At 53.2% G+C, this 20,949-nt stretch carries 17 protein-coding genes; 8 read left to right on the top strand and 9 right to left on the bottom strand.

Annotated elements, in window-relative coordinates; all coding sequences use genetic code 11:
* Window positions 1-30 precede the first annotated feature (30 nt).
* The 3 genes from KDM89_RS14815 to KDM89_RS14805 form a co-directional block, all read right to left on the bottom strand.
* The gene (locus KDM89_RS14815) at window positions 31-969 is read right to left on the bottom strand and encodes a DHH family phosphoesterase (RefSeq protein WP_212688685.1); all 939 of its coding nucleotides are present in this window, start codon (window positions 967-969) and stop codon (window positions 31-33) included.
* Window positions 970-1,087: 118 nt separating this feature from the next.
* Window positions 1,088-1,633 carry a lipocalin family protein gene (locus KDM89_RS14810; protein ID WP_212688684.1) on the bottom strand — a complete coding sequence of 182 codons (546 nt, stop codon included), beginning with the start codon at window positions 1,631-1,633 and terminating at the stop codon, window positions 1,088-1,090.
* Window positions 1,630-2,766 carry a cyanophycinase gene (locus tag KDM89_RS14805; protein WP_212688683.1) on the bottom strand — a complete coding sequence of 379 codons (1,137 nt, stop codon included), beginning with the start codon at window positions 2,764-2,766 and terminating at the stop codon, window positions 1,630-1,632. Before KDM89_RS14805 ends, KDM89_RS14810 begins: the two co-directional genes overlap by 4 nt.
* Window positions 2,767-3,136: 370 nt before the next feature.
* Between KDM89_RS14805 and KDM89_RS14800 the strand changes: the two genes are divergently transcribed.
* Window positions 3,137-4,021 carry a hypothetical protein gene (locus KDM89_RS14800; protein ID WP_230427885.1) on the top strand — a complete coding sequence of 295 codons (885 nt, stop codon included), beginning with the start codon at window positions 3,137-3,139 and terminating at the stop codon, window positions 4,019-4,021.
* Window positions 4,022-4,052: 31 nt separating this feature from the next.
* Window positions 4,053-5,303 (top strand): hypothetical protein, encoded by a 1,251-nt coding sequence (locus tag KDM89_RS14795; RefSeq protein WP_212688682.1) that lies wholly within the window; start codon window positions 4,053-4,055, stop codon window positions 5,301-5,303.
* A 254-nt stretch (window positions 5,304-5,557) separates the two neighbouring features.
* Here KDM89_RS14795 and KDM89_RS14790 read toward each other — a convergent pair whose 3' ends face one another.
* The 4 genes from KDM89_RS14790 to prpR all read right to left on the bottom strand — a co-directional run bounded on the left by KDM89_RS14790 (window position 5,558) and on the right by prpR (window position 9,274).
* Window positions 5,558-6,556, bottom strand: a complete 999-nt coding sequence (locus KDM89_RS14790; protein ID WP_212688681.1) for a GGDEF domain-containing protein — start codon at window positions 6,554-6,556, stop codon at window positions 5,558-5,560.
* Complete coding sequence (locus KDM89_RS14785; protein ID WP_212688680.1) at window positions 6,556-7,167, bottom strand: chemotaxis protein CheC; 612 nt, start codon at window positions 7,165-7,167, stop codon at window positions 6,556-6,558. Before KDM89_RS14785 ends, KDM89_RS14790 begins: the two co-directional genes overlap by 1 nt.
* A gap of 3 nt (window positions 7,168-7,170) precedes the next feature.
* On the bottom strand, window positions 7,171-7,530 hold the full coding sequence (locus KDM89_RS14780) for a response regulator (protein ID WP_212688679.1): 360 nt from the start codon (window positions 7,528-7,530) through the stop codon (window positions 7,171-7,173).
* Between the two features lie 121 nt (window positions 7,531-7,651).
* Window positions 7,652-9,274: a propionate catabolism operon regulatory protein PrpR gene (prpR, locus tag KDM89_RS14775; RefSeq protein WP_212688678.1), complete on the bottom strand. Its 1,623-nt coding sequence runs from the start codon at window positions 9,272-9,274 to the stop codon at window positions 7,652-7,654.
* Window positions 9,275-9,525: 251 nt separating this feature from the next.
* Between prpR and prpB the strand changes: the two genes are divergently transcribed.
* The 6 genes from prpB to KDM89_RS14745 all read left to right on the top strand — a co-directional run bounded on the left by prpB (window position 9,526) and on the right by KDM89_RS14745 (window position 17,520).
* Window positions 9,526-10,416 carry a methylisocitrate lyase gene (prpB, locus tag KDM89_RS14770; protein ID WP_212688677.1) on the top strand — a complete coding sequence of 297 codons (891 nt, stop codon included), beginning with the start codon at window positions 9,526-9,528 and terminating at the stop codon, window positions 10,414-10,416.
* 61 nt (window positions 10,417-10,477) lie between these two features.
* Complete coding sequence (prpC, locus tag KDM89_RS14765; RefSeq protein ID WP_212688676.1) at window positions 10,478-11,632, top strand: bifunctional 2-methylcitrate synthase/citrate synthase; 1,155 nt, start codon at window positions 10,478-10,480, stop codon at window positions 11,630-11,632.
* Window positions 11,633-11,645: 13 nt separating this feature from the next.
* Window positions 11,646-12,128, top strand: coding sequence for a GNAT family N-acetyltransferase (locus KDM89_RS14760; protein WP_212688675.1), 483 nt, complete (start codon window positions 11,646-11,648; stop codon window positions 12,126-12,128).
* A 50-nt stretch (window positions 12,129-12,178) separates the two neighbouring features.
* Window positions 12,179-14,773, top strand: coding sequence for a Fe/S-dependent 2-methylisocitrate dehydratase AcnD (gene acnD, locus KDM89_RS14755; RefSeq protein WP_212688674.1), 2,595 nt, complete (start codon window positions 12,179-12,181; stop codon window positions 14,771-14,773).
* A 66-nt stretch (window positions 14,774-14,839) separates the two neighbouring features.
* Window positions 14,840-16,036 carry a 2-methylaconitate cis-trans isomerase PrpF gene (prpF, locus tag KDM89_RS14750; protein ID WP_212688673.1) on the top strand — a complete coding sequence of 399 codons (1,197 nt, stop codon included), beginning with the start codon at window positions 14,840-14,842 and terminating at the stop codon, window positions 16,034-16,036.
* Between the two features lie 491 nt (window positions 16,037-16,527).
* Complete coding sequence (locus KDM89_RS14745) at window positions 16,528-17,520, top strand: branched-chain amino acid aminotransferase (RefSeq protein ID WP_212688672.1); 993 nt, start codon at window positions 16,528-16,530, stop codon at window positions 17,518-17,520.
* A 291-nt stretch (window positions 17,521-17,811) separates the two neighbouring features.
* Here the strand turns inward: KDM89_RS14745 and KDM89_RS14740 are convergent, their stop codons facing one another.
* Both KDM89_RS14740 and KDM89_RS14735 read right to left on the bottom strand, forming a co-directional pair.
* Entirely contained in the window at window positions 17,812-18,714 is a 903-nt protein-coding gene (locus tag KDM89_RS14740; RefSeq protein WP_212688671.1) for an HDOD domain-containing protein, read from the bottom strand.
* Window positions 18,715-18,882: 168 nt separating this feature from the next.
* Window positions 18,883-20,703 carry a DUF885 domain-containing protein gene (locus KDM89_RS14735; protein ID WP_230427884.1) on the bottom strand — a complete coding sequence of 607 codons (1,821 nt, stop codon included), beginning with the start codon at window positions 20,701-20,703 and terminating at the stop codon, window positions 18,883-18,885.
* Window positions 20,704-20,949: the final 246 nt, after the last annotated feature.

The raw sequence follows: 20,949 nt of genomic DNA, 5'->3' as shown, positions 1-20,949 counted from the left end.
CCCTGTCGGGAATTTTCGTGAGGATGCTGATCAGCCATCGGCATTGATGCGGGTAATCAGTTGCTGCAAGACTTCCTCGGCACGCTCATTCTCAATCTGGCAGGTACCCGCATTGGCATGACCGCCACCACCGTATTCGAGCATCAGGACACCAACATTGGTACCGGATGTGCGGTTCAGGATGGACTTGCCGGTAGCAAATACAGTGTTTTGATTCTGAACGCCCCACAGGACGTGGATAGAAATATTGGTTTCCGGGAACAGCGCATAAATCATGAAACGGTTACATGCAAAAATCCGTGCTTCACCCCGTAAATCAAGGACGACCAGATTGCCATACACTTTGCTGCAGCGGCGAATCTGTTCAATCGCATCGCGTTCATGATCGCGGTACAGGCTGACCCTTTCCACCACATCCGGTAGCTGCAGAATCTCATCGATACCGAGGGTGCGGCAGTGTTCGATCAGTTCCATCATCAGCTGATAATTGGAAATGCGGAAATCGCGGAAGCGTCCGAGGCCGGTGCGTGCATCCATCAGGAAGTTCAGTAAATTCCAAGATTCGGGATGCAGGATTTCTTCGCAGGAAAACTGGGCGGAGTCACCTTTATCAACTGCCTCCATCATTTCTGTCCACGCTGCCGGAAAGCGGTTGATACCGCCGTAATATTCATAAACGACACGCGCTGCGGACGGAGCATCCGGATTGATGACCTGATTATCGTGCTTGCCCTGATTGCGCAGGGTTTCCGATAAATGGTGGTCAAATGAAAGGTAGGCGGAGGATACGTAAGGCAGGTTGGTTGTGATGTCGCGACCGGTGACTTCGATTTTGCCATCCTGCATATCTTTGGGATGAACAAACTTAATATCATCAATCAGATCAAGATGGCGTAGTAAAACAGCGCAAACCAGTCCATCAAAATCGCTGCGGGTAATCAGGCGGTACTTTTGCGTCTCTGCTGACATAGTGGTTTCTCCTGAAAATAGGCGTATTCACTGTAGCAGAAAGGCGAGGGTATGCCGTGATTTATCGCATTGTTAATGAATGTTTGTCGCAGGTTTGCACTGTTACTTTCCGGGCAGATCAGCGCTGCTCAGTTTTACGGAACTGACTGGTCTGATAACCGGCAGAGGTCACGGCAGCCCAGATTTTTTGCCAGTCCTGCTCGGATAATTGTTTGTCGCGCGCGAGTACCCAGCCATACTGACGGGAAGGTTCACCGACTACTGCCCAGCGATAATCCGGGTCCAGTGCCAGTACCCAGTAATTGCCGGAAAACGGCCAGAAAAAACTGACTTTCAGTTTAGTATTCTGACTACCTTCCACGACGCTGGCTTTGCCGGTTGCCTGATGGGTTTTGCCCTCTTTGGCGCTGCAACTGTTGAGTACTTCGATATAACCATCGCGCTGTGTATAACGTGCCGTCGTATTGGTAACGCACTGACTCTGAAACCGGTTAGGGATCATTGCTACCTCATGCCATGTGCCCTGCCAGCGTTGCAAATCAACGCTGGCAACGGTTTGCATAGGTTGGCCACGGTCATCATTGCTTTGACATGCCGCCAGTAAACAAGTGCTGACCAGTGCTGCCAGTACCGAAGTACGGGCAAACAAATGCGTGTTTTTCATAGAATATCCATGGAAAAGTCGTTGTTGCTGCGCATTGTATCCGGCTCTGCAGAAAGCTGCAGACCAGCAAAACTAAGCTGCCGGTATTCCTGATTTTCCTTTATCCACGCGCGGGTTGCTGCGGTTTTCCGGAAGCGCACTTCGTAAGATGGATACTCATCATTGCCTGCCTTTGCACGGCAGTCAGCAGCAGGGCTGTGTATCAGGCTTTCAGTGATTTGTTCCAGAGATATGCCATCGAAGGCATCCGGCAGAGATGCACCGTCCAGTGATTTTTCCGCAGCGCTACAGAGCGGGATGGTTTTTGCTCCTTCAGCCGGATGGATTTCCCAGTCGCTCAGTGCCAGCCAGTCACCATGCCTGAGCAGACTCAGTTGGACATTATTCGCCCGTAGCGGAGGCAAGGGATTTACCTGTGCCATACGGATATCCGTCAGCACCACGCCGCTGCCGCAAACCCGTGCAATGCCATCTTGCAGTATCAGTGCAGTATCTTCGTCGATGCCCGCCGCGAACGGTATTCCCGTCGCAATCTGTGCTGCCAGCATACGACCGTAACGGCCGCGTGCAATCGCGTGCTGGTCGATCAGCATGTCTTGTGGTGCGAAACCCAGTCCTCCGCAAATCGCATGCGGTATCGCTAATCCGCGTTGTAATGCCTGCAGAGAGCGACCGGCATCAGCCAGCATAAGATGACTGAGTACTGCCGCGCCTGCGCTGCTGCCGGCAATGACGCCATCACGTAAGAATACTTGCCGTATCGCCGCCAGCAGCAGACTGTCGCTGCCATCAGATAGCAGCAGTAAGTGGCGCAAGCGCCCCTGATCGCCACCGCTCAGATAGACTGCATCGCAGGTGGCAACGGCCGCAGCCCAGTTGGTATCGCTCGCGATAGCAGGCGAAAAAGGAAGCTGACCTTCAGCCGCCAGCGGAACCGTCAGGGGGGCAGCACGGTAATGATGCAGACGCTCACAAACCCGTTGTGCTTTGACTTCCGCTTGTCCGGACGCTGCGGCAATCACAGCGAAGCGGCTGCCTGCACCACCGGCAGCACCGACCATGGAGTGCCAGATCGCATCGTGATCCGGCCGGATTGCGCCGCCAAGGATGAACAGAGTTCCGGAATACGTCATTTTCTATGCTGCCGGTGAGTTCACAGAAGCCCGCATTGTAGCGAGTTTTTGGTGCTGTTTCGTGATGCCTGTTTCATGCGCAAGGTCTTTGAAATATGTCGTATTGCAGTCACAAACCTTGTTTAGACTTTTTTCTCTAAATTTTTGTCTGCCTGAGCTTTTGCCCTTAACAACAGGGAATTTCAGGGTTTGTCGGGTAAAACGACGGCATTTTTATATTGCACTGCAAATTGACGCTGACCGCTGCCGGTTTCGATACTGCTTCGCTGTCAGGACGAAAAATAATGAATCCCGCACCAGTGGAGGAGACAACCGGACTGACAGGCGCGGCAATCCTGCCGCTCATTCATTTCTTTACGGGAGCTAAGTAATGAAGTCGACACGTTGGTTCAGTATGGTTTTCGTGCTGGCAATGGCATTGTTTGCCGGTGCAGCGCAGGCGGCGAATTACACCTTATGGGTTAATGGCCGTGGTGGTGGCGGTGTGGTTGGTGACTACAACAGTTTTACTTACTGGGGACCGGCATCCACGGCTGCTGGTGTCAATAAAAAAGCAGTCAACTGGGATGGCTATAACAGTATCTCCAGTCAGAATGGCAAAATCCGCGACGCACTGGATTGCTTCTGTACCGGTAACAACTGGTGTTACGTGGCAACCCACAGTGCCGGCGATCTGATGATGGCTTACACGCTGGCAAATTACGGTGGTTCTGCGCGTTACAAAAAGAACGCCAGTCCGGCCAGTGGTGGTCAGTGCAGTAATTCTGATGGCACAACCCAGACTGGCTGGAATATCAAATGGGTGCGTACGGCATCTGGCGCTGCAGGTGGTTCGGAACTGTCCGATGCGGGTTCGTGGGCACTGTCAGAACCGCTGGTGAAGGATTTGAAAACGTCCACAGCACGCGCGATGTTCAATCACAATGACACCCGCAATATCTGGTTCTACATGTATGCCGGTGCAAAAGGCACGGTGTATTCCGGCATTTTGCCCGGGCAGGATGATGAAGCAGTTGCCTATCACAGCACCGGTGGTATTGCCGGTAATGCGGGACAATCTCTGTGTAACCCGAGTGACTGGTTCTGTAATGATCTGACGCTGGGGACAGCTGCGAATGAAGGCGGCTCAGTGAAGTGGGCCTATCATTCAGTCGCTTTCAGGGATGATGCGGAAGCGTATAACCATTACGCCAACGGAAACTGGCAAGGCATTATCTCCGTGGTACGAGCGGCGATGGTCAGTAATGCGATCTGACCGTTCAAAGCCAAAAAAGAAGACGCCTGACATGCCCGCTAACGGGCATTCCGGGCGTTTTCGTCTGAGTGGCTTGCAGATTGCAGCGCTGACTATCGTCATTGCCGCCCTGATTGCCGGTGTCGTGCTGCAATTGCGCACTGAACAGGCGATTGCGCCGGTGGTCGCGGCTGCGGGTGTGCGACCCGGCACCGCTTCACCGCAGGCAACGACTGCCGCATTGCCTGCCGAGGCTGCGCTCGGTCGTTCCAAAGCCATGCTGGAGCAACAAGTGGTGATGGCAGATCAGACGCTTTGTCAGTACCAGTATCAAACCCGTTATCCGAATACTTCCCGTCCGGTCAGCGAGCATCCTGATCAGGTCTATCCGAATCAACCCGTGCTGGAGCGGCATGCGATGCGCAAAGCAGGGGGCGGCACCGATAACACGATACAAATGCAATCGAGCCAGAACCGTGTGTATCTGGCACAGAATGAAAGCGCAGAATTTGTACTGGCGGCTGTCAGTCAGAATGGTCAGAAGCTGCCGCTGGAAGCGGAAAAAATCATCAGTAAAGGTCTGGTGTTCGGCAATACCCGTCCGGTGGCGGATGTTGTGCCGGACATGCAGAACAGCGATGGCATGCTGCGTATCCGCCTGACACCGCAGCAAACCAGTCTGGCGACTTTTCACGGGACGATCCGCACCGAATTGCAATACCGCGTCAATGGTCAGGCCGGACAGATTTTCTGGGATGTCATTTACTCGCCGCAATTACCGGCGCAATGGGTTGGCAATCCGGCCGACAGTCTGCAGGAAGGCGCTTTACAGTTCGCGCTGAAATTACAGGTCAACCTGCCGGGACGCTATGTGATCACGGCGAGGGTGGACGATGCCCGTGGCACACCGCTGGCGCTGCTGACATTCAATGATCTGTTAAATCAGGGAATGAACAACGTGAGAATGCCGCTGGCCGGCAATCTGATCCGTGACCTGAATCCGGTTTTCCCTTTACGTCTGCGCGACATAGAAGGTTATTTGCTGAAAGAAGATGCTGATCCGGATCGTTTGCTGTTGCCACGGCTGGACGGAGAACGCCTGCAAACCCGCACCTATGCGGTGAAGGGATTTTCCGATCAGGAATGGCAGTCGGAAGAGCGTACCCGCTATCTGACCGAGTTCCGGAAAGATCTGATGCTGGCGCAGGGGGCATTACAAAAAGCCTGGCCGGAAGTCACCACGCAGACCATGCCGCGCAGCGATTGCAGCCGTCAGCGCGAAGTCAGCGCACAGGTGCCGTGAACCGGCTGACTGGCTGAGAAGGCGTGGGGAAATCGCTGGTCGTTGTGCAGGAATCCGCATTTGTGATTTTCGGAGAGCCGGAGTTTCTGCCGACGACCGCCATTTCGCTATGCCATTCTCCGCATTTGGGCCTGAAAATGCAGTTCTGAGGCAATAGATGAAGGTGAACGTAAGCATTCCTGAAGTACAGCGTCAGAAAGCAACATGCCCGCCATAAGCGGGCATGTTTGCAGATCAGGTGTCTGGTAACGATGTCAGGATGCTGCGTAACTGGTACGGTTAGGATGCGGCGGCAGCGCCATAAAGCAAGTCTGATTGCGGCCACGGTGTTTCGCTTCATACAGCGCATGATCAGCGGTGTTCAGCAATTCACTAGGGTTGGTGTTTTCCATTTTCTGGTAGTGGCTGAAACCCACGCTGATACTGATGCGTTGATCAAGCCGGGATTTTTCATGCGGGATATTCAGTTCCCAGATCGCCAGACGCAGTTTTTCTGCGAAACGATAAGCGGCATCTTCCGCCATATTCGGCAGCATCAGTACAAATTCTTCGCCACCGAAACGTGCCACCACATCGCTGGCACGCATCAGCTGACGGCGCAGCGTCGCAGCAACCTGAATCAGGGTTTTGTCACCGGCAACATGGCCGTAGTGATCGTTGTATTCCTTGAAGAAGTCGATATCCACCATAAACACGGACAGCGATGTGTTCTGGCGGTGAGAATTGCCCAGCGCAATTTTGAAATGTTCGTCAAAGAAACGGCGGTTATAAATGCCGGTCAGACCATCTGTAGTGGCTTCTTTGCGCAGCAGTTCTGAATGCGAACGCAGAATTTTTTCACGTTTGATCGACGTGGTCGCATCAGTCACCTGAATCAGGCAGCAACCCTGATCATTGATTACCAGCGGAGACAGCGTAATTGACTGATGCAGACGTTCTTTGCTGACCGGATCGCCAGGCTTGGCGAACAGGGGCAGGGGCGCGCGGTGCAGCGCATTGGATAGCACGACCGGCAGGCGGTACTGCAGCAGGTTGCTGATTGCATTCAGGAAAGTTTTGCCCGGCGCTTCGCTGAAGGCTTCGTCAATACGTTTGCCAACCGCGTCTGCCGCAGCAACGCCGCTGTGTTTTTCAATCCAGCCATTCCAGAAAGCCACGTTCTGATCCTGATCGACCACAATCAGACCAACACTGACTGCGTTCAGGATATCTGCCATCGTTACCGCTGAAGGCAGGGTTACTTCTGCCGCCATTAAATTTCCCCTAAAAATCGCTCCAGCTGCTGTATCAGATCCTGCAGCGAGGTCGAACTGAGCAGGAAGATCAGATGTCCCTCGGTATGTCGCTTCTCGATTGCCAGATCGATATGCAGTAACAACAGATACGGCTGGTCAAAATCATCACTGATGCGACGGAAAATTTCTTCCGTCGTCGCGATGTTGTAATCCGGCAGAGAGCAATTCATCGGGATATTCAGCATGTCAGCCATGGCAGACAGGCAGGCATTCAGGATGATATTGCCAAGCTCACACATGGCTTCCTGTTCAAACTCTGCCAGATCTTCAATACTGATCTGCGATCCCATCATATCGCGCACGATTTCCAGTGCGTGATCTTCGGTAAACAACAGGATCGCCTCTGCCTCAAACGATCCGCTGAATGTCTGGTGCACTGCGCCGAAACGGTCGCCGTGCATGCCCATCTGCGATAAGTCGATATCCGATGATTTCCGGATTTCTACCGATGGCACTGACAACTTGACTTCGTCGCCGACGATTTCAGACAGGCTGGCCGCCGCCCGACCGGCGCCGACGTTAAACACTTCAGAAAGTGCATCAAGATGCAGTTCACTCAGCAGTACCATCTTTTATCTCGCAAAGTAATCAAGCACAACAGCGATGGATTTTTCCGTAACCGGTTTGGCCACAAAGGTGGTGCCTATCGAATTGGCGCGTACCTGCATGGTGTCCTGCACATTCGCTGAAAAAATAGCGATCCGGATCGACGGGTTATCTTTCAGAATAATTTCAGCGGCATCAGTGCCCAGCATGCCGGGCATATTGATGTCCATCGTGCAGTAATCCGGTTTGGATTCTGCAGCGATACGAATCGCGTCATCACCGGTAGCGGCCTCAATAAATTCCCAGTCAGGGTGTACCGCCTTAATGTGGGCGCGAATCACCATGCGGGAAACTTTGCTGTCGTCAACAATCAGAATTTTTTTCATGAAACGATGCTTGGTAGTTATCAGTCGTTATGCAGAGAGTTGCGTAATCCGCTGTTATCACTGCATTTTTATCCCGTTTGCATTGTACCTTACAGTCAATCCGGATTTGTGACAAAAGTGTTCATTTTCCCTTCAGCCTCCGCCATAAAGTGGTACGGCTGATCCCGAGAAAAGCTGCTGCTGCATCCCGATTATTGCCGAACATCGTAAGGATGTCTGCAACATCATGTGAAACATTTCCATGTGGAAATGAAAACTCAGGTTTTTTGACATTCTTTATCAATTGCACATCTTGACCGTTGTGCAATCCGAACTCAGGAATGACTCTTGCCATGAATGCCGGGCTGATCGCTTGCAGTGGCTCATCCGTCAGATACAGCGCCAGTCTTTCCATAAAATTTCTTAACTCGCGCGCATTACCGGGCCACGCATACTGCATCAGTAAGCTGCGGCAACTCTGCATTTCTGCCTCCAGATTGCGGTGCGGGCTGGCGCCGAGCGCCGCCAGTGCATGCTTCAGATGCCAGGTGGCGAGCGCCGGCACATCGTCAGCATGTTCGCGCAGGGCAGGCATGGTGGCGCGCAACACAGCCAGCCGGTAAAACAAGTCAGAACGGAACTGATGTTGTTGTATCTGCTGTTCCAGATGGCAGTGAGTGGCGCTGATAATGCGCAGATCCACCGGTGAAGGTTTCACGCCACCAACCCGTATCACTTCCTTTTCTTCCAGCACCCGTAACAACCGCGTTTGCAGATGCAAAGGCATTTCACCGATTTCATCCAGAAACAGTGTCCCTTTATTTGCCGCTTCAATCAAACCGGCATGACCGCCGCGTTTGGAACCGGTAAATGCACCTTCTTCATAGCCGAATAATTCGGATTCCAGCAGATTTTCTGCGATCGCACCGCAATTGATCGCGACGAAGGGGCCATGTCTGCGCGGGCTTTCCTGATGGATAGCGCGGGCCGCCAGTTCCTTGCCGGTGCCTGTTTCACCTTGTAACAAAACAGGGGCCGGTGAACGCGCAAATAAACGTAATTGCTGACGGATTTGCTGCATGGTGTCTGATTCACCGCGCAGCGCTTGCAAGCCTTGTTGTTGTGCGGAGCGGCTGCCGCGACGGGTTGTGGACGCTGGCCCCCAGTCGCGCCGCGTCAGGCGGGCAATTTCAATCGCATCGTCAAATGCTTTTCGTATGGATGCGGACGAATACACAAAAATACCGGTCAGTCCGGCTTCTTCGGTCAGATCCGTGATCAGACCCGCGCCGACCACCACACGAATACCGCGTGCCTTCAGTTCGCTGATCTGGGCGCGCGCATCTTCCTGCGTCAGATAGGTGCGCTGTTCTACTGACAAACCGAAGGTTTCCTTGAAATCGGATAGCTCCGGCATCGCTTCCTGATAAGTGATCAGGCCGATCTGCTCACTGACACGGCGCGCTCTGGATAAGGCTTGCATGACATCGAAGCCGCTGGCCTTGGCGAGTATCACAGGTACCGGCAAGCGGCTTTTCAGATACGCACCGTTGGAACCGGCCGCAATCACCGCATCACAGCGCTCGGTTTGCAAACGCTCGCGGATATGTTGTACCGCTTCTTCAAAGCCCAGTTGTATTGGTTCGATATCGGCCAGCGCGTCATATTCCGGCGTCAGATCACGGAACATGTCAAACAGGCGTGAAATCGATACTGTCCAGATGACTGGCTTGTCGGTGTCGGTGAAATTGCCCTGATGTTTCATTGATGTTTCACTTTTGTTTCAGTTGAAATGTCTGTTTCGTATTGAAACATGGTTTTATATCCGTTGCTAGCGGATATTTCGCAGGCACGATCGCTAAGCTTGCGCTAACACATTGAAATAACAGGATTTTTGCCTAAGCTCTGAGAGCACTGGCAGTCGTGCAGCAACACTGGCACAGGCTTTGCAATACGACAGCAACGCCAGCTGCATTTCAGGCTGGTCCGAATTCACTTCAAGCTCAGAGAGGATCTATGGCTCAATATTCTGCAGGCGCTGCTTTCCGTAAAGCAGTACAGGAAGAATCCCCGTTACAGGTGGTTGGCGCAATCAATGCAAACCATGCTTTGCTGGCAAAACGTGCCGGTTTTAAAGCAATTTATCTGTCCGGTGGCGGTGTGGCAGCCGGTTCGCTGGGTTTGCCGGATCTGGGTATTTCCAGTCTGGATGATGTGCTGACCGATGTGCGCCGTATCACCGACGTGTGCGATCTGCCTTTGCTGGTGGACGTGGACACCGGTTTCGGCTCGTCCGCCTTTAACGTGGCACGTACCGTGAAATCTATGATCAAGTTCGGCGCTGCGGCGATGCACATTGAAGATCAGGTCGGCGCAAAACGCTGCGGCCACCGTCCGGGTAAAGAAATCGTCAGCAAGCAGGAAATGGTTGACCGTATTAAAGCGGCAGTGGATGCGCGTACTGACGACAATTTCGTCATCATGGCACGTACTGATGCGCTGGCAGTCGAAGGTCTGGATGCGGCGATTGACCGCGCTCTGGCTTGCGTTGAAGCCGGTGCCGATATGATTTTCCCGGAAGCGATGACAGAACTGTCTATGTACAAACAGTTTTCGAATGCAGTCAAAGTGCCAGTGCTTGCGAACATCACCGAATTCGGTTCCACACCGCTGTTCACCACGGAAGAACTGAAATCGGCTGATGTCAGTCTGGTGCTGTATCCGCTGTCTGCATTCCGCGCCATGAACAAAGCCGCAGAAAATGTTTATACCGCAATTCGCCGTGATGGTACGCAAAAGAATGTGGTCGACACTATGCAAACCCGTGCAGAACTGTATGAGCGCATTAACTACCATGCGTTTGAACAGCATCTGGATGCGCTGTTTGCTCAGCAAAAATCTAAATAATCATCATAACAATGCTTAACAGGGCAGCGGCTTGCTGACCTTCATATTCAGGAGATACATCATGTCAACCGAAACAACCAGCACATTCAAACCAAAGAAATCCGTTGCCCTGTCGGGTGTGACGGCCGGTAATACCGCATTGTGTACCGTTGGACGCAGCGGTAATGATTTGCACTATCGCGGTTATGACATTCTGGACGTGGCAGATGCTTGCGAATTCGAAGAAATCGCGCATTTACTGGTGCATGGCAAACTGCCGACACAGGCAGAACTGGCTGCCTACAAAGGCAAACTGAAATCCCTGCGCGGCTTGCCAGCCAGCGTCAAAGCCGTACTGGAATGCCTGCCAGCAGCATCGCACCCTATGGACGTGATGCGTACCGGTGTTTCCGCACTGGGTTGCGCACTGCCGGAGAAAGATGATCACAACACTCCGGGTGCGCGTGATATCGCTGACCGTCTGATGGCATCGCTCGGTTCTATGCTGCTGTACTGGTATCACTACAGCCACAATGGCAAACGTATTGAAGTGGAAACTGATGATGAATCTATCGGCGGCCATTTCCTGCACTTGCTGCACGGTGTAAAACCTTCTGATTCCTGGGTGAAAGCGATGCATACATCGCTGATTCTGTATGCAGAGCATGAGTTCAATGCATCCACTTTCACAGGCCGTGTGATTTCCGGTACCGGTTCCGACATGCACTCTGCCATCACCGGCGCGATTGGTGCCTTGCGCGGCCCGAAACACGGTGGCGCGAATGAAGTGGCATTTGAGATTCAGAAACGCTACGACAACCCGGACGAAGCAGAGGCAGACATCCGCAAACGTGTTGAAAATAAAGAAGTGGTGATTGGCTTTGGTCACCCTGTGTACACCATTTCTGATCCGCGTAACAAAGTGATTAAAGAAGTCGCGCGTCAATTGTCGGAAGAAGCAGGTTCGACAAAAATGTTTGATATCGCGGAGCGTCTGGAAACTGTAATGTGGGATATTAAGAAAATGTTCCCGAACCTGGACTGGTTCTCTGCTGTTTCATATCACATGATGGGTGTGCCGACCGCGATGTTTACACCATTGTTCGTGATTGCCCGTACTTCCGGCTGGGCGGCTCACATTATCGAACAACGTATCGACAACAAGATCATTCGTCCTAGCGCCAATTATGTTGGCCCGGAAGATCTGAAATTTGTGCCGATTCAGGAACGTAAATAAGCCAGCATCGGTAATGACAGAGAATACGTCAACATCCGTGCTGACATTCCGGCAGGCGCGTGCCGAAGATTTGCCGCGCCTGCTGGCGCTGCTGGCCGATGACACGCTAGGAAAAAACCGTGAAGGCGTCGGTTCAGAAGATCCGGTTTATCGTGCTGCATTTGAACGCATCGCCAGCGATGCGAATCAGTACTTGCTGGTGGCAGAACTGCAGCAGGAAGTGATTGGCATGCTGCAACTGACTTTCATTCCCGGGCTGTCTCGCTGTGGTGCAACCCGTGCGCTGATTGAAGCCGTACGCATTGCATCAGCATTGCGCAGCAAAGGATACGGCAGTGAGCTGATCCGTGAAGCAATACGGATTGCGCAGGAACGTGGTTGCAGTCTGGTGCAACTGACCAGCGACCGCCAGCGCCAGCAGGCGCACCGTTTCTATACCGCACTGGGCTTTACGGATTCTCATATCGGCTTCAAGCTGAATCTGACGCAACATTAACACTACGGCGGTATCGTGCGCGATACCGCCTTCTTCATAACAGGTGAAGGATGAATACCCAATACCGTCAAGCGCTCCCGGGCACCGCACTGGAATTTTTCAATGCGCGCGCCGCAGTGGAAGCGATACAGGCAGGATCCTACGACAAGCTGCCATACACCTCACGTGTACTGGCTGAAAATCTGGTACGCCGCTGTGACCCGGCGACGCTGACCGATTCTTTACGTCAGCTGATTGAACGCAAGCGCGATCTGGACTTTCCGTGGTTTCCGGCCCGCGTGGTCTGCCACGATATTCTCGGACAAACTGCGCTGGTCGATCTCGCTGGTTTGCGTGATGCGATTGCAGAGCAGGGTGGTGATCCGGCAAAAGTAAATCCGGTCGTGCCGGTGCAACTGATCGTGGATCACTCGCTGGCTGTTGAATGCGGTGGCTTTGATCCGCAGGCATTTGAAAAAAACCGTGCGATTGAAGACCGTCGTAACGAAGACCGCTTCCACTTTATTAACTGGACCAAACAAGCGTTTAAAAACGTGGACGTGATTCCGCCGGGTAACGGCATCATGCATCAGATTAATCTGGAACGCATGTCGCCGGTGATTCATGCTCAGGACGGCGTCGCTTATCCCGACACGCTGGTCGGTACCGACAGTCATACGCCGCATGTGGATGCGCTGGGTGTGATTGCGATCGGCGTTGGTGGTCTGGAAGCAGAAAATGTAATGCTGGGCCGCGCTTCATGGATGCGTTTGCCGGACATCGTCGGCGTTGAATTGCAGGGCAAACCTGCAGCAGGCATCACCGCCACCGATATCGTGCTGGCGCTAACTGAGTTCCTGCGTAAATCCAAAGTGGTTGGCGCATATCTGGAATTTTACGGCGCCGGTGCTGCTGCACTGACACTGGGTGACCGTGCCACGATTTCCAACATGGCACCGGAATACGGTGCGACAGCAGCGATGTTCAGCATCGATCAGCAAACCATCGATTACCTGAAACTGACCGGCCGCAGCGACGAACAGGTCGCGCTGGTGGAAACCTATGCCAAAGCGGCTGGTTTATGGTCAGACGCACTGGTGAATGCAGAATACGAACGCGTACTGCAGTTTGATCTGTCCACGGTGGTGCGTAATATGGCAGGTCCTTCCAATCCGCATGCACGTCTGCCAACCTCCGATCTGGCTAGCCGTGGCATCGCTGCTGCGTGGCAAAAAGAAGAGGGCAAAATGCCGGATGGTGCAGTGATTATTGCTGCGATTACCAGCTGCACCAACACCTCTAATCCGCGTAACGTGATTGCCGCCGGCTTGCTGGCGCGTAACGCAAATCGTCTCGGTCTGGTACGTCAGCCCTGGGTGAAAACCTCGCTGGCACCTGGATCGAAGGCCGTGACCCTGTATCTGCAGGAAGCCGGTTTGTTGCCAGAGCTCGAAAAACTGGGCTTCGGCGTCGTGGCTTATGCATGTACTTCGTGTAACGGTATGTCCGGTGCGCTGGATCCGGTGATCCAGCAGGAAATTATCGACCGTGATCTGTACGCAACCGCCGTGTTATCGGGTAACCGTAACTTTGACGGCCGTATCCATCCGTATGCAAAACAAGCTTTCCTCGCATCGCCACCACTGGTCGTTGCGTATGCTATCGCCGGTACTATCCGTTTCGATATCGAAAAAGATGTGCTGACCGTGGTGGACGGCAAGGAAATCCGCCTGAAAGATATCTGGCCGGATGATGCCGAAATTGATGCGCTGGTACGTAAAGCCGTGAAGCCGGAAATGTTCCGTCAGGTGTATGAGCCAATGTTTGCTATCCAGACTGAACAAGCAGCCAGTGTTCCGCCACTGTATGACTGGCGTGCACCATCGACTTACATCCGCCGTCCGCCGTACTGGGAAGGCGCACTGGCTGGTGAGCGCACCATGAAGGGCATGCGTCCGCTGGCGGTGCTCGGCGATAACATCACCACTGATCACTTGTCGCCATCGAATGCGATTCTGCCGGATTCCGCTGCCGGTGAATATCTGGCGAAAATGGGTTTGCCGGAAGAAGATTTCAATTCTTACGCAACCCACCGCGGCGATCACCTGACAGCACAGCGCGCCACCTTTGCGAATCCGACGCTGAAAAACGAAATGGTGCGTGATGCCGAAGGTAAAGTGCGCGCCGGTTCGCTGGCACGCATTGAGCCGGAAGGTAAAGTCACCCGTATGTGGGAAGCGATTGAAACCTACATGGAACGCAAACAGCCACTGATTATCGTGGCCGGTGCCGATTATGGTCAGGGTTCTTCGCGTGACTGGGCGGCCAAAGGTGTACGTCTGGCGGGCGTGGAAGTGATTGCAGCCGAAGGTTTTGAGCGCATTCACCGCACCAATCTGATTGGTATGGGCGTACTGCCGCTGGAATTCAAACCGGGTGTGAACCGCCTGACTCTGAATCTGGACGGTACGGAAACCTATGACGTGATTGGCGAGCGCAAACCGCGTGCGGATCTGACACTGGTAATCCATCGCAAAAACGGTGAGCGTGTGGAAGTGGCGATGACCTGCCGTCTGGATACAGCGGAAGAAGTGTCGATTTACGAAGCCGGTGGCGTATTGCAGCGCTTTGCACAGGACTTCCTCGAATCCAGCCGTCAGGCCTGATCCGGATCATCAGGCTGCACGGGACATAAGTTTCCGGCAGCCTGATTTTTCTTAAGAAAGAGAGCTATGAGTTTTCTCCCGCAAATCAGAATTCCCGCGACCTACATGCGCGGCGGCACCAGTAAAGGCGTGTTTTTCCGTCTGCAGGATTTGCCGGAAGCAGCGCAGCAGCCTGGTCCGGCGCGCGACGCGGTGTTACTGCGCGTCATCGGCAGCCCCGATCCTTACGGTAAGCAAATTGATGGTATGGGCGGTGCGACGTCCAGTACCAGTAAAACCGTGATTCTGTCGCCATCCACCCGCGCGGATCATGATGTTGATTATCTGTTCGGTCAGGTATCGATTGATAAAGCCTTTGTCGACTGGAGCGGTAACTGCGGCAATTTGTCCGCAGCAGTCGGTGCGTTTGCCATCAGCAGCGGTCTGGTCGATGCCAGTCGTATTCCGCAAAACGGACTGGCGACAGTCAGAATCTGGCAGGCCAATATCAGCAAAACCATTATTGCGCATATTCCGGTGTGCAATGGTCAGGTACAGGAATCCGGTGATTTTGAACTGGATGGTGTGACATTTCCGGCAGCAGAAGTGCAGCTGGAATTCATGGACCCCGCTGCCGATGAAGATGGCGACGGTGGTGCGATGTTCCCGACCGGGAATCTGATCGACACACTGGATGTGCCGGGCATCGGCAGTTTTCCTGCCACCATGATCAATGCCGGTATTCCGACGATTTTTGTAAATGCAGCGGATATCGGTTATCAGGGTACGGAATTGCAGGATGCAATCAATGGCGATACGGCAGCGCTGGCACGCTTTGAAACCATTCGCGCTTACGGCGCAGTCAAAATGGGGCTGATCAAAGATATCGCAGAAGCCGCGACCCGCCAGCACACACCGAAAATCGCGTTTGTAGCTCCGTCGGCCAGCTATCAGTCTTCCAGCAATAAAACCGTGCAGGCAGCGGATATTGATTTGCTGGTGCGTGCTTTATCAATGGGTAAGCTGCATCATGCCATGATGGGAACAGCTGCTGTGGCGATTGGTACGGCTGCGGCGATTCCGGGTACGCTGGTCAGCAATGCGGCCGGTGGCGCGAAACAGGCTGTGCGTTTCGGTCATCCTTCCGGCACGCTGCGCGTGGGTGCGGAAGCGGTGCAGGATAATGGTCAGTGGAAAGTATCCCGCGCGATCATGAGCCGCAGTGCGCGCGTGCTGATGGAAGGCTGGGTCAGAATTCCCGCGGAAACGCTGACCGGCATCTGAGATGTGCAGCGCTGAGCGGGAATTTGTGTTTCCGTATCAGAGCATCAGTGCCTGTAAAGAGAAAAGAACGCAGCCGGAAAGGGCGCGTTCTTTTTCATTTTTTCAGGCCAGTACGACTGTACTGGTATAGCGACTGGGCCAGTACGGCTGACTTTTTATGTGCGTTTGCAGCATCCGCAATCCGGCTTGCAAGCATTGCACAGGGAAGATGCTGCAGATGGTATGAAGCTGCATCGCGATAATTATCAGCCTTGTACCGGTTTTTTTCAGCGTGAATTCGATAGAATAGAAAGATCGTGAAGAGCCTTGCCTGATTGCTCAGTACGCATGCAGCGACGTACTGACACAGCCAAGTGATAACGGTGCGGCCGAACCCGGCCGGCGCCGTGGTCTGATCAGGGCCACCAGATTCCGGTCACCAGCGGTAACAGCATGCTGCTGACTCCGAGGATTCAACAAATTGTTGCAGTATTTTTGGGGATATATAAATCATGGCAAACGCAGAATTTGGTACCGTATTTTTTGATGAAATGACCTTCGCTACCTATGACGGCGAAAAATGGTCTGAAACCAGTTTTGTTCCTAGCGACAAACTGCCTCTGCATCCGGCCACACACGTACTGCATTACGCCAGTACCTGTTTCGAAGGCATGAAAGCCTTCCGTGCCGCCGATGGCAAAATCAATATCTTCCGTCTGGATGACCACGTTAAACGTATGCAGAACAGCGCACGCTGCCTGCATCTGCCAGTGCCGGACACTGAGCAACTGAAAGCGATGATTGTCGATATCCTCGCCAAACACCGCGACGAAGTACCGGCTTTCCCTGGCTCTGCCTACATCCGTCCTACGCTGATCGGTACGGATCAGTCGATTGGCCGTGCAGCAGCACCAACCCGCACCGCCATGCTGTACGTGCTGATTTCTCCGGTTGGCGATTATTTCCCTGCCGACGCAAAAATGCGCGTATTGCTGGACACCGAACACCAGCGTTGCGCACCGCACTTCGGTAGCGTGAAATCCGGTGGTAACTATGCCAGCGCGCTGGGTCTGATTCTGGCGGCGAAAGAGAAATACAACACAGCACAGGTGATCTTTGCACCGGATGGCGACGTGCAGGAAACCGGTGCGGCCAACTGCCTGCTGATCAACGACAACGAAGTGCTGACCAAACCACTGAGCTCAGAATTCCTGCCGGGCATCACCCGTGATTCCCTGCTGCAAGTGGCAGCGAAACTGGGTTACAAAGTGACCGAGCGCAATATTCAGGCAACTGAACTGATCGAGTGGATCAAAACCGGTGAAGTGGCCTTGTCCGGTACAGCAGCTGTGCTTGCACCGATCGGTGAAGTTGTATACGAAGGCGAAACACATCACGTAAAACAAGGCGGCGAGCCTGTAAATGCGAAGCGTCTGCGTAAATACCTGAACGATGTGCAGCAAGGTCTGGAAGAAGACAGCTTCGGCTGGATCACCCGCGTTTAATGCTGCAGGCGGTGCTGAACCAGCTGGGTTTTTCGCTTGGTTCAGCATCGTTCTTGTGCAGAGTTCGTCATCTGATGTTTTCTGAGGCCCGGACTTTCTGCCGACGACCGCCGGATGGCTATGCAGAACACCGCATTTGAGGCATTTTCAGCCTGAAAATCCGGTTTTCAGCGGTCTGTGAGCTGGCTAAGCCGCGAAGCATAAAAAAAGCACCGTTTTCTTTGAACAGAAACGGTGCTTTTTCTTTGTTGCAGGCAGGGAGCCTGCGCAGGGCTGGTTAGTGATACAGCATTACACCAGCAGAGCGGAAGTCAGAGTTTTCAGCTCTTCGTCGGATTCTTCAAGAATGCTGGCCAGCGTGCCATCACCCACGGTGAAATCAATTTCCGAGGTAAAGCGTTCGGATTCAGAATAGGAATTGTAATCCAGTGGCGATTTGTGGATTGCCAGCTCGTTTGCCAGCAACAGGGTATCTGCCAGCGTTTCCGGTGGCATGGCGCGTAAGCCGTACCACATGCCATCCAGCGCTTCGCTGACTTGCGACGGCAGGAATAAGCGTGCTGCTACTGCTCGGCCAATAATTGCTTCAGACGATTCCAGATCAACCAGCGTATCTTCGAAGTCCGGCAATTCATCGCTCTCGGCGGTGTCATCCGAAATATCGTGCAGATGCGCCAGCTCGTCCGGTTGCAGCAGGGCGGGGAATTCCTCTGCGCGTGAAAACAGATAGAAATTGCCGACTTCATGCACGATACCGGCAAACAAGGCGGTATCCGGATCCAGTCGCGTAATGCGGCGCGCAATCACTTGTGACAATGCAGCTACTTCTGCCGTGTGTTGCCACAGACGGCTGGTCATTAACTGAATATCGTGATTTTTACTGGTGCCGGCTAACTGCCTGATGACCAGCGAAGAAACGATGGCACGCAGCGTTCGGAATCCCAGACGGGAAATTGCTGCCTTGACATTGGTCACGTCGCTGCCACGGTTGTATGCAGCCGAATTGGCAATCGCCACGACTTTTGCCGCCAGCAACGGCTCATTCAGCACCAGTTTGGCCGCGGTATCTACCGAGCAATCAGGGTCGTCAATGGTTTGTTGCAGTTTCAGCGACGCGGCGACGTTGGCGGGAAAGACCAGATCGCCCTGATTGGCTTGCGCGACGATGCATTTGAGGGCTTTTTGTCTGTTCATTGCAGAAATTCGCTCAATGGTTCGGAAAACGGAGGTTCCTTGAACTGGCCAGAATGTCACTGCCGTCGGATGGAGGCAGTGACTGTATCCCTGATTGTATGCCGTTTTACATTCTGCAAGAGTTCAGATTTCTGGTCAATCCGGCGGTAACAAAAGTTACAAGAAACTTCAGTGCGCCGCCTTTTGCGTTGCAATCCACAGCAACATCTTCTTTTCCAGCAGTGCCAGTGGCAGTGTACCGTCGCTCAGCACTTCGTCGTGGAAAGCTTTCAGGCTGAATTTTGCACCCAGTTCATTTTCTGCCCGCTTGCGCAATTCCATGATTTTCAGGGAACCGACTTTATAACCAAGTGCCTGACCCGGCCATGCCATGTAACGTTCAATTGCCTGACGTGAGGCTGCTTCCGTGTAGCCCAGCGTTTCCTGCAGATACTGAATGCCTTGCTCACGGGTCCAGCCTTTTGCGTGCATGCCGGTATCGACGACCAGACGTGTTGCTCGCAGCATTTCATCACTCAGATGGCCGTAGTAAGAAGCCGGATCATTGTCGAACAAGCCCATTTCTTTACCCAGCGTTTCCGAATACAGCGCCCAGCCCTCGGTGTAAGCGGTATTGCCACCAACGCGGCGGAATTTCGGTAAATCCAGTTCCTGCAGAAAAGCTAAGTGGAAATGATGCCCCGGCTGACCTTCATGCAGATACAGGGTTTTCATACCGGTGGTGGCATAGTCTGCCGGATTATTGATTACCGCCCAGAATACGCCGGGACGGGAGCCATCCAGTGCCGGAGAGCTGTAATGATCCGATGCCGTAGCGCGGCTGATTTCCGGCTCCGGGCGGATTTCTAATGGTGCCTTTGGAATTTTGCCGAAATAGTCCGGCAGTTTTTTGCGAACATAGGCATCAATTTGCAGGTAGGCATCCAGCACTTCTTTTTCGGTCTTGAACGGTTTGTAGGTGGTTTGTGCTTCCATCCACGCAGGGAAAGCCTTTGCGTCACCTTTGTATCCCAGTTGCGGGCCGAGTTTCGCGTATTCAGACTGAATACGGGCGACTTCCTTCAGACCAGTCTGGTGAATCGCTTCCGGTGTCAGGCTGGTGGTGGTCTGCACTTGCGCCCAGGTGTTATACCAGCGCTTGCCGTCCGGCAGATCAGCCCATCCGGTGCTGGTGCGTGCAGCAGGCAGATAATCGTTTTTCAGGAATTGCAGAAATTGCGCCAGTGCCGGAACAATCTGTTGCTTCAGTGCATCGCGGTACTCGTTTGCCAGTTGCTGTTTATCCTGAGCGCTGAATTGTTCCGGAAACTGTTTCACCGGCGCAAAATAAGGATGATCTTCCGGCTGCGCAGTCACCATTTGCTCATATTGCGGCAACATGGAAATCACCAGTGCTTTCGGTAAGACAACTTTGCGCTGTATCCCCTGTTCCATATTGGCACGGGCTGCCTGCAGCCAGGCAGGTAATTGTTGTAAGCGCTTCAGGAAAGTCCGGTATTGCTGCGGCGTTTTTAATGGCTGCGCACTCTGGCCACCGGCAAAGTGGGCCAGTGTCAGCGGAATGCTGTCCATCTGGTTGACCGGCATCAGATGATCCGGAAACGCAGACAGATTCAGTGCTGCTTCGGTTTCAAACAGCATGATGTCCAGTGTCTGTTTTTCCTGAACGTTTAAATGCCCGCGCTGAATGCGGCTTAAATCTGCATGCAGTTTTTTGTAGTACGCCAGTTCCTGCGCCCGGATTTCCGGTGTCAGTGTCATTGGCAAGCGATCGTCATAGCGATGTTCGCCTTGCTCAGTTGCACTGATCGGATTCAGTTCCAGCGACTTCTGATAATAGTCTTCCGCCAGTGCAGCCAGCCGGATTTGCTGTGCGCTTGGCCCCTGTGTCACTGCTTTCGTACCGTTTTCGGCGAATGCCGGTGCATGAGCGAATGTCAGTCCGGCGCTGATCAGTAAAAGCGATAAAGTGGTAGGTCGGAATATCATAGTTTTGCAGTGAATTTTGAATAGCTGGCGATTGTAAGGATTCTGTCGCCGTTATGCATTTTTGATTGTGAAAAATGCGGGATTTTGAATCGTTCTGTTGTCTGGCATTACGTGGCGATGCAGTATCGTCCGCGCTGCCGTATCAGTGTGTTGCATTGGTCAGCGTTGGCGGTGTTTAGTTCCGCATAAATGTGACTTGCATTTCGCCTTCGTAAGCAAGGACAATGCGGGCTGACCGAATAAAGC

It is taken from the genome of Cognatundibacterium luofuense, assembly GCF_018139685.1.
In the GTDB taxonomy this organism is placed as follows: Bacteria; Pseudomonadota; Gammaproteobacteria; order Burkholderiales; family Burkholderiaceae_D; genus Undibacterium; species Undibacterium luofuense.
Note: the sequence above shows the minus strand (reverse complement) of the source record. Positions and strands in the feature narration are given on the sequence as shown.

What these genes read in the sequence shown, in the direction of transcription:
- KDM89_RS14760 (WP_212688675.1), top strand. Translation starts at nt 11,646, where the DNA reads ATGACAGAGAATACGTCAACATCCGTGCTGACATTCCGGCAGGCGCGT.
- KDM89_RS14815 (WP_212688685.1), bottom strand. Translation starts at nt 969, where the DNA reads ATGTCAGCAGAGACGCAAAAGTACCGCCTGATTACCCGCAGCGATTTT.
- KDM89_RS14790 (WP_212688681.1), bottom strand. Translation starts at nt 6,556, where the DNA reads ATGGCGGCAGAAGTAACCCTGCCTTCAGCGGTAACGATGGCAGATATC.
- prpR (WP_212688678.1), bottom strand. Translation starts at nt 9,274, where the DNA reads ATGAAACATCAGGGCAATTTCACCGACACCGACAAGCCAGTCATCTGG.
- KDM89_RS14785 (WP_212688680.1), bottom strand. Translation starts at nt 7,167, where the DNA reads ATGGTACTGCTGAGTGAACTGCATCTTGATGCACTTTCTGAAGTGTTT.
- acnD (WP_212688674.1), top strand. Translation starts at nt 12,179, where the DNA reads ATGAATACCCAATACCGTCAAGCGCTCCCGGGCACCGCACTGGAATTT.
- KDM89_RS14735 (WP_230427884.1), bottom strand. Translation starts at nt 20,703, where the DNA reads ATGATATTCCGACCTACCACTTTATCGCTTTTACTGATCAGCGCCGGA.
- KDM89_RS14805 (WP_212688683.1), bottom strand. Translation starts at nt 2,766, where the DNA reads ATGACGTATTCCGGAACTCTGTTCATCCTTGGCGGCGCAATCCGGCCG.
- KDM89_RS14810 (WP_212688684.1), bottom strand. Translation starts at nt 1,633, where the DNA reads ATGAAAAACACGCATTTGTTTGCCCGTACTTCGGTACTGGCAGCACTG.
- KDM89_RS14745 (WP_212688672.1), top strand. Translation starts at nt 16,528, where the DNA reads ATGGCAAACGCAGAATTTGGTACCGTATTTTTTGATGAAATGACCTTC.
- prpB (WP_212688677.1), top strand. Translation starts at nt 9,526, where the DNA reads ATGGCTCAATATTCTGCAGGCGCTGCTTTCCGTAAAGCAGTACAGGAA.
- KDM89_RS14800 (WP_230427885.1), top strand. Translation starts at nt 3,137, where the DNA reads ATGAAGTCGACACGTTGGTTCAGTATGGTTTTCGTGCTGGCAATGGCA.
- KDM89_RS14740 (WP_212688671.1), bottom strand. Translation starts at nt 18,714, where the DNA reads ATGAACAGACAAAAAGCCCTCAAATGCATCGTCGCGCAAGCCAATCAG.
- KDM89_RS14795 (WP_212688682.1), top strand. Translation starts at nt 4,053, where the DNA reads ATGCCCGCTAACGGGCATTCCGGGCGTTTTCGTCTGAGTGGCTTGCAG.
- prpC (WP_212688676.1), top strand. Translation starts at nt 10,478, where the DNA reads ATGTCAACCGAAACAACCAGCACATTCAAACCAAAGAAATCCGTTGCC.
- KDM89_RS14780 (WP_212688679.1), bottom strand. Translation starts at nt 7,530, where the DNA reads ATGAAAAAAATTCTGATTGTTGACGACAGCAAAGTTTCCCGCATGGTG.
- prpF (WP_212688673.1), top strand. Translation starts at nt 14,840, where the DNA reads ATGAGTTTTCTCCCGCAAATCAGAATTCCCGCGACCTACATGCGCGGC.